Below are 14,893 nucleotides of genomic sequence, written 5' to 3'. Positions count from 1 at the left end.
GTACCGAAAAATCCGAAAGACCGGAGTCGGCTTACGGGCCGGGTGAGGCGAGCGGTTCCGGTACCCCGCCGAAGAAGATGATCCCGATAAGCATCGTCAGGAAGAACATCGGGACCCACATTCCGAGGGTGATACCGACGAGGTAGACGACGCCCATCACGCCCGTTTTGGCGTCGCTTGGATCTCCGAGGAACCAGGCGACGATCATGACGTAGACGGGAACGAGGACGACTCCGAAGATCAGATAGGTTCCGATGTTCGGGAAGCCGGTCAGTCCCTCCGTGCCGCCGATACCGGCGTAGAGGAGCGCCTCGAGTGCGGGTGAGAGTGCGCTCATGCTTCCACCTCCTGCTCGGTTGCGCTTTCAACGGCCTCGTCGTGGCCGTGGCCGTGGTCGCCGCGCAGATGCTCGATTGCGTGGAGTTCAACGACTGGAACGACCTTGGTGACGACGAGGAAGAACAGCGTCACCATTCCGATGGTTCCCAGGATCGACGAGAGTTCGATCCAGCTCGGGAAGTAGTCACCGGGCGTGGCCTCGTAGATGCTGAACGTTGGGTACCAGAGACCCGAGAGGACGAAGTACGTCTTCTCGACCAACGTCGCGGCCAGCACGAGGAGGGCAGCGCCGATGGCGCGGGCTTTCGTGAACAGCGACGGTCGAAGGACGGTCGCGAAGATGAACGCCAACACGCCGACGACCATCAGCATCGGGATGACGTACATCGGATGCGAGAGCTTCGATGCGGACGACGGCTGAGCGTCGACTGGCGGGAAGAAGTTACCCACGGCGAGCTGCTGGAGCTGCAGCCAGAGGAACAGCAGGGAGAAGAACCCAAGCCACAGGAGCAGTCCGCGGAAGACGTCGTCAGTGATGATGTGGTCCCAGTTGTACGCACGTCGGAACGCATACGAGAGGATGATCACGCCACTGATCGCGGACGTGAGTGCGATAGTGAGGAACTGTGGGCCCTGGATGCCGCCGAACCAGCTGGGATACGTCGGCAGCAGTGCGAACAGCCACGGGATCACACCGCCGTGGAGCAGAAGCGGTGCCATGATGATGATCGCGAGTGCGACCCACCAGACCATCCGGTCGATGACCTCGTCTTCTTTCTTCGTGTAACCGATGGTCATCATCTTGTAGACCGGTTCGAAGATGTTCGGCAGGTCGTCACGCAGGCGCGTAATGTCGTACCGAAGCGTGAGTGCGAGATACGTCGCCGTCAAGACGAAATACGCCGTAATGACGGTCACGTCCCACACGAGCGGCGAGTTGTTGACTGTGATGTGGTAGTGGCCGAGAACACTGGTGACCATCCGGTCCGGACGGCCCATGTGGACGATAACGTAGAAGCCGGCCGCCGAAAGACCGGCGAGCGTGAGCATCTCTGCGAGTCGGGCGACTGGCATGTACCGATCCATCCCGAGCAGACGAACGGCAGCCGAGAGGATGATACCGCCGTGAGCGATCCCGACCCACCAGATGAACGCGCCGATGTACAGCCCCCACGTGACGCCGCCACCGGTTCCCCAGTCGGAGAGGCCGGTGACGACCATCCCTTGCTGAAGCTGGTACGCCCAGCCGGCGAGGAAGGTGGCGAACGCCAGCCCCGCGACAGCAAAGAGTACGAAGTACGCTTTCGAGGTGTTTTTGATCGGCCGCAGAATGTCCGCCTCGGTCGGCGTCTTGGTGCTCATAGGGAACCACCCGTCCAGCCAACGGTTTCCTCGTCGAGGACGTCCTTGCGGTTGTCGACGAGTTCGACCTGATCACCGGTGACCTGCTCGTAACCGAGGGCCTCGTACTCGACACCCGTCCCGGTCGGCTCACGTTGTTCTGCACGTGCACCGGGCTGGTTTCCGAGATACTGGATGTTCGGGTTGGTACCGATGTCCTCGAGCAGCTTGTAACTCGAGGAGGGGGCACCCGCAAATCGCTCGAGGACGACCTGTGCGTCGCCTTCGCCACCTTCGAGGTCGAGTTCCTCGAGGAGGTCTTCGTCCTCAAGGTCGAGGCCGTGGTTTTCGAGGGCCTCGAGCGCGTCGAGGACCTCCTGTTCGTACTCGGCCATGATACTCTGTTCGCCCTCGGGCGCTTCGCCCATGTTCTCGCCGGTCATCTCGACGGCGAGCAACAGTGCCAGCGTCTCCTCGTCGAGGTCCTCTGCGGCGTCGAGGACGGACTCGAGGTCGTCGTCGGCCCCTTCGAGGTCTTCCTCGAGTGCGCTGGCGGCCGGAACGGAGAGCGAAGAGAGCGTTCGGCCGCGGCTCGGATTGGCGGCGTACTTCTTCGGGTCGCTCGTTTCGTCGTTGACGTTGCCAAACTGGATTGCGTCCGGCGGACAGGCGTCGAAACACGCGGTCGTGCCGACGAAGTCGTCGCCCATGTCGCCGTCCTGGCGAGTCGGGCACATCGTACACTTGCTCATCACACCACGCGGGGCACGGCTGTCGACCCAGCGACCACGCTCGTCGGTCATGTGGTCGCCCATGTCCATCTCCTCGTAGTGTTCTGCGATGGCGTCCGTCGGGACGTCCGGTTCGTCCCACTGGAAGTAGTTGACGCCGTACGGGCAAGCGACCTGACAGTATCGGCAGCCGATACAGACGTCGTAGTCGGTCAGGACGAGCCCGTCCGAGTCCCGCGTGTGACGGGCCGTCGTCGGACAGACCTTCTCACACGGCGCGTCCGTACAGTGCTGGCACGGTCGAACCATGCGGTTTGCGGCCGGACCAGCGGCGCGAGCGAGCGAGGAGTCCGTCCCTTCCTCGTTGTCCGGGTCGTCGTACTCGAAGACGTACATCCAGTTGACGCCCGCATCGAGCTGGTTCTCGTCGGCACACGCTGTCACGCAGCTGAGACAGCCGTCACAGCGCTCGAGGTCGATGGTCATCCCCCACTGGGTGCCATCGCCATCGTCGTCTTCTTCTGCGGCAGCGACGCCCGGTTCGGGTTCGGGCTGGCCGTCGTCGGTAACCGTCCAGGCACCGAGGCCGACGAACGCCGCACCGGCACCCATCTTCTTCATTACGTCGCGGCGACCGTCTTCGCCGTCGCCGTCGAACTTATCGAGCATCCGGGAGAACGTCCCCTCCTCGACGGCCTGTGCTTCCTCGTAGGCCTCCTGGGTCGGGCGCTGGTCCTCGCCGAACTCGTCCATCACGTCGTCGTGATACTTCTCGTGGAACTCGGCTTCGGAGAGTTCGCCTTTCGTGACGCGCATCGCGTCTTTGGCCATCTCGAGACCGAGGTCCGTATCGTACTCGGTCTCGTCGAGCATCTGCTCGAGGTCGTTTTCCCACTCAGCGCCGAGCGGGTGGAATGATTCGTCGTCCGTACTCATTAGCTCACAACACCTCTGTTCATAATGATCCTATCACCGAGTGATTACACAGCGACGCATACTTGAATACGTTCATTTGTGGCTACTCTACTGCGCACTCACAACTAGATGTGGAAGTAGTATTGAGGCGATTTCCACGCGATGAGAATTGGGCCAGACATGTTCGGTTGACCATATTCTTTTGGCAGGGTAGCGATGTGACAGCACGGTCATACGGGACCCGGTATGGCCAACAGCCGGAACAACTCCGGCTACGAACGATACTCGATACGGCCAGCGGTGGGTTCCGAGTGCGAGCGAGGTGTAGTCACAGGCAAGTGACACACCAGGGGATGCTTGCGAGACTCCAAAAGCTTGTGCCGAAGGCGTGATACTGGACGACGACAGGTCGGTATCACCACCGTCAACTCTCGGTCGCGGGCGACAGATCCGGGGTCTCAGTTCGTCGTGAGCTGTTCTTCGAGCGGTTCGTCGTCGAGACCGGGCAGGTCGTCGACGAAGCGTTTGATGATCGCCTCCTCTGCGCGGTGGAGCGTTTCGCTGCAGGTCGATTTCGCGACGCCGAGGTGTTCGGCGAGTTCGGTCAACGAACAGCGACGCGGCGTATCGTAGTAGCCCTCGTCGACGGCCGCCGCGACCACCTCGAGTTGGCGTTCCGAGAGGAGTTGGCTCTCGTGGAGCCGTTCGCGGACGTGCTCGATGCGGTACTGGAGCCCGAAGTTCTCGAGCTGTTGGGCGAGTTCCGCGAGTCGCTCGCGCGAGCCGGTAACCTCGATCGTCGCCTCGCCGTCGGTGATTTCGACGGGCAGTTCGATCGGCATCCCGGAATCTCGAGTGGAGAACAACAATAGCGGTGCTGTCGTCTCGAAGTGTACCGTCGCCTCGTCGTCGCTCCACTGAGCGAGCGTGAGTTCCGTGACCTGTGGATGGTCGTTCATGTCGTCGATTACGTCCCCGACGTCCGGCCCGGTGATCCGGACGAGAGCAAAACCGGATTCTGCACCCGGGACTGCTGCAAGCACGCGGAACGTCGCGTTGGGATAGGCCGTAGATAGCTGCTGAATCCAGACCTGCTCGGGCATCGTGATCGTGAGTGTCGCCTGGGCCATACGAACTGCGTCCAACTGTACCTGTAGGCGCGTGGCGTCGAATATGTTCGGTTCGATTCCTACCGGATGAGAACAATCACCGGGGCGAACACCGTCGGACTATAGTAGCCACTGCACGTCAGTGCGCACCTGCTCGCCAGACTGATCGGCGATCAGTGTGCAACTCGTTGTAGCTGTTACTATAACACGCTTCCACTGGATCGGGGTACATATACTGCCAGACAGAAGTCACTGAGGTGAATTATACGTGATAGCGACAGATTTACCCGACCGAACCGCTCGCCGAAACGCTCGAGTTGCTGGTTGACTGTCCGGACGAGGCGGTGTTCGTCCAGCGAAACGATTGCGTCCCACCGTTTCCCTTCTCGAACCTCGAGCAGTGCAGCTACGAGTACGAGACGCTGGAACTCGAGCGCGAAGTGGTTGCTGTCAGCTGGGACCGCTCAGTCGGCTGATCGGCTCAGGTGCTCACACAGCAGCGACGTCGTCCGCTCCGGTTGCTCGTGTGGAACCCAGTGGCTCGCCCCAGGGAGGAACTCGAGTCGAGCGTCGGTACAGTAGTGGTAGCTGTCGATCGCCAGTTCGGGCACCTGTGCGACGTCGGCGTCACCCCAACAGACGAGCGTCGGCACCGTAACTCGGGGTTTGGTGTACGTCGGAGGATATCGCAGGACTGCCCGATACCAGTTGAGCATGGCAGTGAGCGCCCCCGTTCGGCTCCAGGCCCGACGGTAGTAGGCCATCGCTTCCTCCGTGTACGTCTCTGGGGCGGCCGTTCCACGCACCGCCCGCTCGAGGAGTGTGAAGTTTCTCCGACGGAGAAGCCGTTCGGGAAGCCAGGGCAGCTGGACCGCCCCGGCGTACCAGCTTCGTCGAAGCTGCTCGGGGTTGCTGAGGAGGTGTTGACGGTAGGCGGTCGGGTGCGATGCGTTGGCGACCGCGAGGCTGTCGACCACCTCTGGATGCCGGAGTGCGAGATGCCAGGCGACGACGCCACCCCAGTCGTGGCCGACGACGTGCGCCGACGCTCGATCCTCGGTAGCGACGAGGTCGATGACGTCACGGGCGAGTTCGCGGAGCCGATAGGCACGAACCGATTGGGGCTTCTCGCTCAGGTTGTAGCCTCGCTGGTCCGGCACGACGACCCGGTAGCCGGCGTCGACGAGCGCCTCGAGCTGGTGACGCCACGTGTACCAGCACTCGGGAAAGCCGTGGAGCAACACCACGAGGGGGGCGTCCGTCTGGCCACCCGTGACCACGTGCATGGTGATGTCGTTAACCGTTCGAGCCGTCGAACTGGCGACGGACGGGAGAACGTCCTGGTCAGCCATCAGGTGATCGGTTTCCATACGCCACGTCGAGCTACGAGACGAAGCACTGTGAAAGGGGGGCCGGCGACAGTGAAAGCGGACCGGGAACGTCGACGTCGGTGACCGACCGCACGTTCTGATGCGGATGGGCCACTCCACGCGAGTGAACTGTGGAGAAGTGGCTGTACACCACAGGAGTCCGGATCGGTCAGCACCGAGACAGCACCTGTTCGTTTACTTCGGCGTTTATTCCCGTGCCGATGCTCGAGCGGGCTCGACGCCGTCAGGTCCAGACGCGCAGGCAGTCGGTCGAACAGAAGTGGAGGTCGATCCGTTCGCCGGCTCCACGCTCGACGTGTGTCGTCAGCGTGTACGCGATCTCGTCCGCCGATTCGCAGTTGTCACAACGCATCACCGAGTGAGACCGTCACGGTAAGGTATCAGTATCCACTACTTAGGACTCGCCTCCGCTAGGAAGTCCCGTACTAACTGGGCGTCAACGACGAATTGAGCGGGTCGACAGATGGGGCATTTGAGCCACTCGTACGGATTTCCGTGCCGATCTCCCGGTACGATCGCAGTCGGACCCGATCGCGTCGGAAATAGCGGGCATATGATTGTCCCAGTCGCCCCGGAACTCGCGTTCACCAGACTGGTTCAGGCGGCCGTTCCCTCTTCGGCCTCGAGCAACTCGTGATAGCGGTTGCGGATGGTGACCTCGGAGATGCTCGCGACGTCGCCGACGTCGTTCTGGGTGACTTTCTCGTTCGTGAGGAGCGCACCGGCGTATACCGCGGCGGCGGCGAGACCGACCGGCGACTTGCCGCTGTGGATGCCAGCGTCTTTCGCGGTCTTGAGCAGCTGACGGGCGCGGCGTTCGGTCTCGTCCGACAGGTCGAGGTCGCTCACAAAGCGCGGGACGTAGCTCTCCGGATCGGCTGGTTTGACCTCGAGGCCGAGTTCCCGGATGACGTAGCGGTACGTGCGGGCGATCTCGTCTTTCTCAACGCGGCTGACGGCCGAGATCTCGTCGAGGCTGCGCGGCGTCCCGGCCTGGCGGGCGGCGGCGTACAGCGACGCCGTCGCGACGCCTTCGATCGACCGTCCGGGGAGGAGGTCCTCCTCGAGGGCGCGCCGATAGATGACCGAGGCAGTCTCGCGGACGTTCTCTGGAAGGCCAAGCGCACTGGCCATCCGGTCGATCTCACCGAGGGCCTGCTTGAGGTTGCGCTCTTTCGAGTCACGGGTGCGAAACCGCTCGTTCCACGTTCGGAGCCGCTGCATCTTCTGACGCTGGCGACTCGAGAGCGCTTTTCCGTAGGCGTCTCTGTCCTGCCAGCCGATGTTGGTCGACAGCCCCTGGTCGTGCATCATCTTCGTCGTGGGGGCACCGACGCGACTCTTCTGGTCTTTCTCGGCCGAATCGAACGCGCGCCACTCGGGGCCGCGATCGATTTCTCCTTCCTCGACGACGAGCCCACAGTCGTCACAGAGCGTCTCGGCGTGTTCGGTGTCCGAGACGAGTCGGCCGCCACACTCCGGACACTGTTCTCGTTCGTCTGCATCCTCGAGCGATTTCGTCTGCTCCGTCTGGCGTCGCTCGTCACTGCGAGTTCGAATCGGGGGGTCAGTCATTGTAGTGAACGGTTCGATGTCTCGATCGAAACCGCCTACCGTGCCCCTAATTGACGGGCCTTAATTACTTAAAAACTGCGGTGGTGTTCGACCCGTACAGCGGCTAACACTCACCGAGAGTCGACACGTGGTCTCGGAGCCTGCCTGCCAGTATCGCTCGCTTACAGCGACCGCGCCTCGAGCGTCGAACCACACATCGAAACCCTTACTCTCCACAGTCGGATTCTCACACGTATGAGCGAAGACGCCGTCAGTTCAGAGGAGGTCCGCCACGTCGCGGAGCTGGCTCGCGTCGATCTCGCAGACGACGAGGTCGACCGGTTCACCCGGCAGTTCGCGGACATTCTCGAGTACTTCGAGACGCTCGACGAGGTGCCAGCGGTCGACCGAGAGGCCCCTCTCGCGAACGTGATGCGCCCCGACGAAGAACGCGAGTCACTCGATAGCGAGGCGGCACTTCGGAACGCGCCGGAACCCGAGGACGACTACTTCAAAGGTCCGAACGTCTCCTGATCATGTCCGAGAACATATTTATCACCGAAGAGACGATCGACGGCGCTGCGGACGGTCCGCTCGCCGGTCAGACCGTCGCCGTCAAGGACAACATCTCGACCGCCAGTGTCAGGACCACGTGCGGGTCGGCGATGCTCGAAGAGTACGTCCCACCGTACGACGCGACAGTCGTCACCCGACTCAAAGAGGCGGGCGCAACGATCGTCGGCAAAGCGAACATGGACGAGTTCGGAATGGGGACGACCAACGAGACCTCGTACTTCGGTTCGGTCGACAACCCTGCGGCACCCGGTCACGTCCCCGGCGGTTCCTCTGGGGGCTCGGCGGCGGCCGTAGCAGCCGGTAAAGCCGATCTCGCACTCGGTTCGGACACCGGTGGCTCGATCCGTTGTCCGGCCGCGTTCTGCGGCGTCGTCGGCATCAAACCCACCTACGGACTCGTCTCCCGATACGGCCTCGTCGCCTACGGTAACAGCTTAGAGCAGATCGGCCCCTTCGCGAACAGCGTCGAGGACGCCGCCTCGCTGCTCGAGGTGATCGCCGGGAGCGACGAGCGAGACGCCACCACACGTGCGGACGGTGACGAGACGACGTACGCGGACGCTGCGACGGGCGACGTCGACGGGCTCTCGATCGGCATCCCAACGGAACTGCTCGAGGGCGCAGACGAGGGCGTCGTCGAGACGTTCTGGGACGCCATCGGCGACCTCGAGGATCAGGGCGCATCCACTCACGACGTGTCGCTGCCGTCGGTCGAACACGCCGTCGAAGCCTACTATGTGATCGCGATGTCGGAGGCCTCCTCGAACCTCGCCCGGTTCGACGGCGTCCGCTACGGTCACTCCGGCGGCTACGACGGAAACTGGAACGAGGCGTTCTCGGCGGCTCGCCAGGAAGGCTTCGGCGACGAGGTCAAACGCCGAATCCTCCTCGGAACGTACGCCCTTTCGGCGGGCTATCACGACAAGTACTACAAGAAGGCCCAGGACGCACGAGCGTGGGTCAAACAGGACTTCGACGAGGCGCTCTCCGACGCGGACGTCCTCGCCTCGCCGACGATGCCCGTCCCGCCGTTCGAACTCGGCGAGAGCCTCGACGACCCCCTCCAGATGTACCTCGCCGACGCCAACACGGTGCCAGTCAACCTCGCGGATCTGCCGGCGATCTCCGTCCCCGCGGGCGAAACCGACGGCCTCCCGGTCGGTCTCCAGCTCGTCGGCCCAGCGTTCGACGAGCGGACGCTGATTCGCGCTGCGAGCGCCCTCGAGTGACTCGCAGACACCTCCTGGAAAACTGCCGATAAGTTTTTCTTCACGATAGTGGTCGACTACGGTATACAGTCCCCGCAAGCCCATGATACTCACAGAAGAGACGGAGGTCACGTTCGGCGAGTTCTCGAGAGCGTGTGATCTCGTCGAAGACTACTTCGGTGAGACGCTCGACGACGTCGCCCTCGATGCACCGGTTTCGAAACGCCAGCTCGTTGCCGTCCTGGCGAGAGTTCAGCTCTCGAGTCACCGGCTGACGGTGGACGAACTCGCCGACGCCGACGAGTTGGTGTTCCAGTCGGACCGCGAGGTCCTGTACTGGCTCGAACGTGACCTCTGGAGTGAGCTTCGCCACGAGCACAACATAGCTGCCGACGAAGACCGAGCCGCTCGAGCAGTCCACCGCCGAATCGTCGAGGCGGTCGACGGCACCCCCGAGTGCGACCGCGACCCGTTCGTTCGTATCGAACACCCTCTCAGGTACGAGTAACCCAACGTAGGACGTGTTGGCATGACGCTCGCGTACCGGCTCTCGAGTCCGCGGCGAAAAATGACTCGGTCGCAACCAGCTACTGTGCGTTTCTCTCGACCCAGGATTACTCCTGGTAGGCGAGGTTCATGATCCACTGCGAGAAGGCGTCGCTATTGGGGTCGACTTCCTCTTCGCCGATAAACGGCGAGAGCATATCGCCGGCCATCAACAGCGTGAAATCGAGATCGCGAGCCATCGGCGTGATGTAGTAGGTGTTGTGTCCGGCGTACACCGTCTCTTCGCGGTCGACGAGATCCTTCTCGACGAGCGACTCGACGATCCGACTGCCCTTTCGTGAGGAGACGTCGAGTTCTTTCCAGAAGTCGCTCTGGTGGATGCCGCCGCTCTCGCGAACGAGTTCGAGACCAGCGCGTTCGTCCTCGGAGAGTTCCGCCTCAAGTGCGGAGATGCTCACCGTGACCACCCCTCCATGCTCGGCGCGACAGGCAGGAGTTCGTCCATATCACTACGAGGGACCGGAAGCTGCTTAAATGTGGCCTTCGACGTCCCCGTCCGCCTCGAGTCGATCCGCGACGACGACCGGTTCGTAGGTGCTGCGACACGGTGACCCAGAGGCAAACCGATACGTGCTCGCCTCGCCGGTGGCGATCAGCGACGAAGAGCGAGTCCCGAACCCCTCCCGGTGGATACAGACGCCGTACTCGTGGTCGCCGAGGACGCCACCGGCTCGCTCGAGCCACTCATCGACCGTTTCATCTGACTCGGTCGCGAGGGCTCGCCGCACCGCCTGCCCGTTTCGAGCCTGCGCCCGAGCCGCGTCGGTCCGGGTCGCAGGTGCGTCCACGTGGTCGTCGACCGCTGCGTTGACCACGACGTGGACGCCGGGCTCGAAATCGATGCGAGCCAGCTCACCGTTCCACTCGTAGCAGAACGCGTCGCTCGCGTCGGCGACGACCAGGTAGAATCCCTCGTACTCGGTCGACGCTGTCTCGGCCTCGACGATCGACGCCGCGTCGGTCGCAGACGCTGCCTCGAGGGTGTCCGCGACGAGCAGCCCCCGCGAGCGCTCGCCGGCGAGATCCGCGTCGTTCCACTTGTTCGTGATGCCGACGACGACGTCGTGTTCGTTGACGCCGATCCAGGTGCCACCTGCCGCAGCATCTCGTGGGGCGACGACCAGCGGCTCCTCCCGGTAGAGTTCCGGTGGTCGTGACTTACGCTCGAGCGATTCGTCGCGGTTCGCGGCGACGGCGACCGGCGCATCGTCGAAGACTTCCCAGGCGAGAGCAAGCGTACACACGGTCGAGAATAGGGACGCAGCCCCCTTAAGTTCGGACGACTCGAGCTTCCAGAACCGTCGTCTCACCGGCGGCTCGAGTCAGCGCAGTTCCGAGACGTCGACACCTCGCTCACTCAGGAGCGCCCGCACCGCGTCCCGGTCGACGGTACCCGAGGCCGTTCGGGGGAGCGCGTCGGTAACGGCGACCGTCTTCGGCTGCTTGAATCCAGCGAGCCGACCGTCGCAGTGGGCGAGCAGCGACGCGACAGCGAGACCATCGTCGGCGGTCTCGCTGGCACCGTTCGTAGCGCCTGCGTTCGAATCACCGGTGTTCGGACTCGAGTCGAAAACGACCACTGCAGCGACGCGCTCGCCCCACTCCTCGTCGGGGAGGCCGACGACCGCCGCGGCCTCGACGCGGGAGTGTGTACACAGCGCCTCGATCACTTCACCGGGATCGACGTTCTCTCCGCCCGTGACGATCCGGTCGCTACGGCGATTCGAGATCCAGAGATAGCCGTCCTGATCGCGGTGTCCGATGTCGCCCGTCCGAAGTCCCCGGTCGGTGAACGCCGCCGTCGTATGGTCGGACTCGAGATAGCCCGGCGTCACCGTCGGCCCGGAGACGACCAGTTCTCCCCGCTCGCCCGACTCGACCGGCGAGCCATCGTCGTCGACGACCGAGACGTCCGTGAACGCGAGCGGCTGGCCGACCGTCCCCGGGTACTGCTGTGTCTCCTCGGGTGTCGCCGTCGCGATCTGTGAGGCCGTCTCGGTCATCCCGTAGGTCGGATAGACCGGAACCGATCGCTCGCGACACCGCTCGAGCAGCTCGCTCGAGGCCGGTGCGCCCCCGAGGAGGACGGATCGAAGCGATTCGGGGGGCTGCCAGCCCGCCTCGAGCAGCCGCGTTACCATCGTCGGAACGAGCGAGACGCCCGTGACGGCTCGAGCGTCGATCACGCGTGCCGTCGACTCGGCGTCGAACGCGCGCTGGACGACGACGGTGGTCCCGTAGAGCGTCGACCGAAGCACGGGTGCGAGCCCGCCCATGTGGTACATCGGGAGACAACAGAGCCATCGGTCGTCCGGATCGACCCCGAGACGGAACGCCGAGGCCGTCGCGCTGGCGACCAGATTGCCGATCGTCAACCGAACACCCTTGGGCTCGCCCGAGGTCCCCGAGGTGAACATGATTACCGCCTCGGTGTCGCGTGTTACGTCGACGGGATCGACCGACTGCTCACGTTTGGGAGCGATCGATACCGGTTGCGTCCGGTCGGCATCCGGATCGTCGACCGAGTAACACGAGGCGTCGGCCGCGTCGGCCACGTCCAGCGCGACGGCCTCGGTGTCGCGTTCGCAGACCAGCGCTGTGAGGGTCGTTCGATCGGCTTTCGAGACGAGTTCCGGTTCTGTCTCGCGAACGTTCAACGGGACGACGGTCACGCCCAGTCGCAACGCGGCAAAACAGACCACGGCGAACGCTGGCCTGGTGTCCATCAGGACACCAAGACGGTCGCCTCGGCCGAGCCCCGTCGCCTCGAGCGTGCTGGCGACGGCGTCGACGCGGTCGTCGAACTCCCGATACGACCACGACTCGTCGGTCGCGACGTCGACCAGTGCCGTGCGTTGTGGCGTCGCGTCGACGCGGTGGGCGAGGAGGTCTCGCGTCGGCCAGTCTATCGGTGTCACTCCGTCCACACCCCCTCGACGCCGAGGCCTTTCGTCTGCGGGACGACGGCCGAGCCGTTCTCGAGGAGAACGGGATCCCTGGCGAGATCCTCGGCGAGCAAGTCGCCGGTCGCGACCCCACAGGCGGGGACGTCGGGGATCGCCGCCGCGAGGTGGACGGCTCCGGTCCGAGCGACGACGGCGTCGATCGTCGTCGTCACGATCGGTACCACCCCGAGTTCGGTCACCCAGGCGGCGACTCGCCGGGCGACGTCGACACCCCCGAGCGCCATCGGCTTCAGGACGACGGCGTCCGCCGCGCCGGCGCGACAGATCGCGTCCACGCCGTGTTCGAGCACCCCCTCGTCGAGTGCGATGGGGACACCGTTGCCCCGGAGCGTGGCGTGGCCCTCGAGTGCCCCCGCAGGGAGCGGTTGCTCGAGCAGCGAGACCTCGAAATCGGCGAAGTGCTCGATGGCAGTGCCGGCCTCGTCGTAGGTCCAGGACTCGTTCGCGTCGACGCGGAGTTCGACCTCGGGGCCGACTGCATCGCGAACCTGCCGGACGCGCTCGACGTCCTCGGAGACGGACCGTGCCCCGACTTTGAGTTTACAACACCGAAAGCCGTCCGCCACGGCTCGGGCGGCGTCGGCCGCAGTGTCGGCGGGAGTGCCGTCGCCGATCGTCGCGTTCACCGGGATGCGAGCGACCATCGGTCCCTGTCCGAGATACCGGTACAGCGGGGTTGCAGTCCGCCTCGCCTGGAAGTCCGCGAGTGCGAGGGTCACTCCGTGTCTGGCGGCACTCCGTTCGTCGACGGCCTCGAGTGCGGCCTCCGGTCCACCAGCCTGAAACGCGGCCTGGGCCTGCTCGAGTGCCCCTTTGCAGTCGGCGTACGATTCGGTCCAGCCTGAAAGCGGCGTCGCCTCACCGAAACCAACCGGTCGGCCGGTGGGGGAGTCGATTCCACCGTCGTCCGCCTCTGTCACGCGCACAAGGAATCCGTCGCGGCTCTCGATCGAGCCGTGGCCCGTTCGGAGCGGGCGTTCGAGTCTGACGGAGAACGGACGATACTCGAGTTGTAGCTCGTCGGTCGACGACGTCGTCATACGATCACGACTCCAGCGGCGAAGAGGACCGCGTACATGGCAAGGAGTTTGCCGGTGCCCTCGAGCGCCGGGTTGAGCGCCTCTCCATCCGTTCGCGTACAGAGCGTTCGAGCGAGGACAGCGGCGTACGGAACGGTAACTAGCGGTGCCAGCACGCCGAGTCCGAAGCCGCCGTCGAGCCAGAGCCAGACGGGAACGAGATACGCGAGTGCAAACAGCGCAACGTACTCGACGCGGCTCCAGCGATAGCCCAGCCGAACCGCGAGCGTCCGCTTGCCGGCCACCTCGTCGGTCTCTTTGTCCCGGACGTTGTTCACGACGATGATGGCCGTGGAAATGGCTGCGATGGGCAGGCTCGCGATGAACGCCTCCAGTGTAACGGTTCCCGGCGGGATCGTCGTCGGAAACGCCCCGACGGGTGCGACAGCCACAGCCTGTACGTAGAACGTCCCCATCACGGCGATGATCCCGAAGAAGACGAAGACGAACAGATCACCGAGACCGTGATAGCCGAGGGGATACGGCCCGCCCGTGTAGGCCCAGCCGCAGAGCACGCTCACGAGTCCGATAACGAGGATCGGTAACCCGCCGACGGAGACGAGATACGTTCCCGAGAGGATCGCCAGCGCGAACGTCACGATCGTCGCCCGCTTCACCTGCGATGGCGCGATAAGTCCTGACTGTGTGACGCGCGTGAACCCCTCCCGGTCGTCGGTGTCGGCCCCCTTGATCGCGTCGTAGTAATCGTTCGCAAAGTTCGTTCCAACCTGGATCAACGCGGCGCCGACGAACGCGAATAACGCCGGTAACGGCGCGAAGACGCCCTCGTGAACGGCAAGCGCCGTGCCGACGATCACCGGCGCAGCGGCCGCAGGGAGCGTCTGCGGACGGGCAGCCATCACCCACGCTTTCGTCCGCGATACGTCTGCCTCGACGGTGCTCATTTGCTCGAGTGTCCGACTCGAGGGAGTGTCAACGTTGGCATTGGCCGCGAGGAATACCGGTTCGTCGTCCCGATTGTGTCGACTGGCCGTGACTGGCTTCGGTCGTTCAGCTTCGCTCGAGCTGTAGTCGTGTGCAGTGAGCGCGGATGGGCGGACCTGACAGTTGCGTTCGGTCGGCCGACACGATCAGGTCACAGGCCGCACCAATCGAT

General features: G+C 64.0%; 16 protein-coding genes. 4 read left to right on the top strand and 12 right to left on the bottom strand.

Going from position 1 to position 14,893, the window contains the following annotated elements:
* Positions 1–31 precede the first annotated feature (31 nt).
* The 4 genes from AArc1_RS10075 to AArc1_RS10060 all read right to left on the bottom strand — a co-directional run bounded on the left by AArc1_RS10075 (position 32) and on the right by AArc1_RS10060 (position 4,456).
* Positions 32–337: a hypothetical protein gene (locus AArc1_RS10075; protein ID WP_117364247.1), complete on the bottom strand. Its 306-nt coding sequence runs from the start codon at positions 335–337 to the stop codon at positions 32–34.
* Positions 334–1,701: an NrfD/PsrC family molybdoenzyme membrane anchor subunit gene (nrfD, locus tag AArc1_RS10070; protein ID WP_117364246.1), complete on the bottom strand. Its 1,368-nt coding sequence runs from the start codon at positions 1,699–1,701 to the stop codon at positions 334–336. The genes AArc1_RS10075 and nrfD overlap by 4 nt, the downstream gene beginning before the upstream one ends.
* A complete protein-coding gene (locus AArc1_RS10065; protein ID WP_117364245.1) occupies positions 1,698–3,347 on the bottom strand; it encodes a 4Fe-4S ferredoxin N-terminal domain-containing protein in 1,650 nt (549 codons plus the stop codon). The genes nrfD and AArc1_RS10065 overlap by 4 nt, the downstream gene beginning before the upstream one ends.
* A gap of 437 nt (positions 3,348–3,784) precedes the next feature.
* Positions 3,785–4,456: a helix-turn-helix domain-containing protein gene (locus tag AArc1_RS10060; protein WP_117364244.1), complete on the bottom strand. Its 672-nt coding sequence runs from the start codon at positions 4,454–4,456 to the stop codon at positions 3,785–3,787.
* A 296-nt stretch (positions 4,457–4,752) separates the two neighbouring features.
* Between AArc1_RS10060 and AArc1_RS18710 the strand changes: the two genes are divergently transcribed.
* Complete coding sequence (locus AArc1_RS18710) at positions 4,753–4,911, top strand: hypothetical protein (protein WP_154670608.1); 159 nt, start codon at positions 4,753–4,755, stop codon at positions 4,909–4,911.
* Here the strand turns inward: AArc1_RS18710 and AArc1_RS10055 are convergent.
* From AArc1_RS10055 to AArc1_RS10050, 3 genes are all read right to left on the bottom strand, one after another.
* A complete protein-coding gene (locus AArc1_RS10055; RefSeq protein WP_117364243.1) occupies positions 4,900–5,805 on the bottom strand; it encodes an alpha/beta fold hydrolase in 906 nt (301 codons plus the stop codon). The two genes, AArc1_RS18710 and AArc1_RS10055, sit on opposite strands and share 12 nt — an antisense overlap.
* 244 nt (positions 5,806–6,049) lie before the next feature.
* A complete protein-coding gene (locus AArc1_RS19515; RefSeq protein ID WP_267130066.1) occupies positions 6,050–6,178 on the bottom strand; it encodes a hypothetical protein in 129 nt (42 codons plus the stop codon).
* 245 nt (positions 6,179–6,423) lie between these two features.
* Positions 6,424–7,401: a transcription initiation factor IIB gene (locus AArc1_RS10050; protein ID WP_117364242.1), complete on the bottom strand. Its 978-nt coding sequence runs from the start codon at positions 7,399–7,401 to the stop codon at positions 6,424–6,426.
* Positions 7,402–7,635: 234 nt separating this feature from the next.
* Between AArc1_RS10050 and gatC the strand changes: the two genes are divergently transcribed.
* The 3 genes from gatC (at position 7,636) to AArc1_RS10035 (ending at position 9,672) form a co-directional block, all read left to right on the top strand.
* Complete coding sequence (gene gatC / locus AArc1_RS10045; protein WP_117364241.1) at positions 7,636–7,914, top strand: Asp-tRNA(Asn)/Glu-tRNA(Gln) amidotransferase subunit GatC; 279 nt, start codon at positions 7,636–7,638, stop codon at positions 7,912–7,914.
* 2 nt (positions 7,915–7,916) lie between these two features.
* The gene (gene gatA / locus AArc1_RS10040; RefSeq protein WP_117364240.1) at positions 7,917–9,185 is read left to right on the top strand and encodes an Asp-tRNA(Asn)/Glu-tRNA(Gln) amidotransferase subunit GatA; all 1,269 of its coding nucleotides are present in this window, start codon (positions 7,917–7,919) and stop codon (positions 9,183–9,185) included.
* 82 nt (positions 9,186–9,267) lie between these two features.
* On the top strand, positions 9,268–9,672 hold the full coding sequence (locus tag AArc1_RS10035; protein WP_117364239.1) for a hypothetical protein: 405 nt from the start codon (positions 9,268–9,270) through the stop codon (positions 9,670–9,672).
* A 106-nt stretch (positions 9,673–9,778) separates the two neighbouring features.
* Here AArc1_RS10035 and AArc1_RS10030 read toward each other — a convergent pair whose 3' ends face one another.
* The 5 genes from AArc1_RS10030 to AArc1_RS10010 all read right to left on the bottom strand — a co-directional run bounded on the left by AArc1_RS10030 (position 9,779) and on the right by AArc1_RS10010 (position 14,681).
* Positions 9,779–10,129, bottom strand: coding sequence for a helix-turn-helix transcriptional regulator (locus AArc1_RS10030; RefSeq protein WP_117365858.1), 351 nt, complete (start codon positions 10,127–10,129; stop codon positions 9,779–9,781).
* A gap of 72 nt (positions 10,130–10,201) precedes the next feature.
* Positions 10,202–10,975 (bottom strand): NRDE family protein, encoded by a 774-nt coding sequence (locus AArc1_RS10025; protein WP_117365857.1) that lies wholly within the window; start codon positions 10,973–10,975, stop codon positions 10,202–10,204.
* Between the two features lie 78 nt (positions 10,976–11,053).
* Positions 11,054–12,658 carry an o-succinylbenzoate--CoA ligase gene (gene menE / locus AArc1_RS10020; protein WP_394341215.1) on the bottom strand — a complete coding sequence of 535 codons (1,605 nt, stop codon included), beginning with the start codon at positions 12,656–12,658 and terminating at the stop codon, positions 11,054–11,056.
* A complete protein-coding gene (locus AArc1_RS10015; RefSeq protein ID WP_117364238.1) occupies positions 12,646–13,737 on the bottom strand; it encodes a mandelate racemase/muconate lactonizing enzyme family protein in 1,092 nt (363 codons plus the stop codon). Before AArc1_RS10015 ends, menE begins: the two co-directional genes overlap by 13 nt.
* Complete coding sequence (locus AArc1_RS10010) at positions 13,734–14,681, bottom strand: 1,4-dihydroxy-2-naphthoate polyprenyltransferase (protein WP_117364237.1); 948 nt, start codon at positions 14,679–14,681, stop codon at positions 13,734–13,736. The genes AArc1_RS10015 and AArc1_RS10010 overlap by 4 nt, the downstream gene beginning before the upstream one ends.
* Positions 14,682–14,893 lie beyond the last annotated feature (212 nt).

It is taken from the genome of Natrarchaeobaculum sulfurireducens (assembly GCF_003430825.1).
Lineage (GTDB): Archaea > Halobacteriota > Halobacteria > Halobacteriales > Natrialbaceae > Natrarchaeobaculum > Natrarchaeobaculum sulfurireducens.
This window is presented reverse-complemented; position numbering and strand designations above follow the sequence as displayed.

What these genes read in the sequence shown, in the direction of transcription:
- AArc1_RS10060 (WP_117364244.1), bottom strand. Translation starts at nt 4,456, where the DNA reads ATGGCCCAGGCGACACTCACGATCACGATGCCCGAGCAGGTCTGGATT.
- AArc1_RS10075 (WP_117364247.1), bottom strand. Translation starts at nt 337, where the DNA reads ATGAGCGCACTCTCACCCGCACTCGAGGCGCTCCTCTACGCCGGTATC.
- AArc1_RS10015 (WP_117364238.1), bottom strand. Translation starts at nt 13,737, where the DNA reads ATGACGACGTCGTCGACCGACGAGCTACAACTCGAGTATCGTCCGTTC.
- gatA (WP_117364240.1), top strand. Translation starts at nt 7,917, where the DNA reads ATGTCCGAGAACATATTTATCACCGAAGAGACGATCGACGGCGCTGCG.
- AArc1_RS10050 (WP_117364242.1), bottom strand. Translation starts at nt 7,401, where the DNA reads ATGACTGACCCCCCGATTCGAACTCGCAGTGACGAGCGACGCCAGACG.
- AArc1_RS10035 (WP_117364239.1), top strand. Translation starts at nt 9,268, where the DNA reads ATGATACTCACAGAAGAGACGGAGGTCACGTTCGGCGAGTTCTCGAGA.
- AArc1_RS10065 (WP_117364245.1), bottom strand. Translation starts at nt 3,347, where the DNA reads ATGAGTACGGACGACGAATCATTCCACCCGCTCGGCGCTGAGTGGGAA.
- nrfD (WP_117364246.1), bottom strand. Translation starts at nt 1,701, where the DNA reads ATGAGCACCAAGACGCCGACCGAGGCGGACATTCTGCGGCCGATCAAA.
- AArc1_RS10055 (WP_117364243.1), bottom strand. Translation starts at nt 5,805, where the DNA reads ATGGAAACCGATCACCTGATGGCTGACCAGGACGTTCTCCCGTCCGTC.
- AArc1_RS10010 (WP_117364237.1), bottom strand. Translation starts at nt 14,681, where the DNA reads ATGAGCACCGTCGAGGCAGACGTATCGCGGACGAAAGCGTGGGTGATG.
- AArc1_RS19515 (WP_267130066.1), bottom strand. Translation starts at nt 6,178, where the DNA reads ATGCGTTGTGACAACTGCGAATCGGCGGACGAGATCGCGTACACGCTG.
- gatC (WP_117364241.1), top strand. Translation starts at nt 7,636, where the DNA reads ATGAGCGAAGACGCCGTCAGTTCAGAGGAGGTCCGCCACGTCGCGGAG.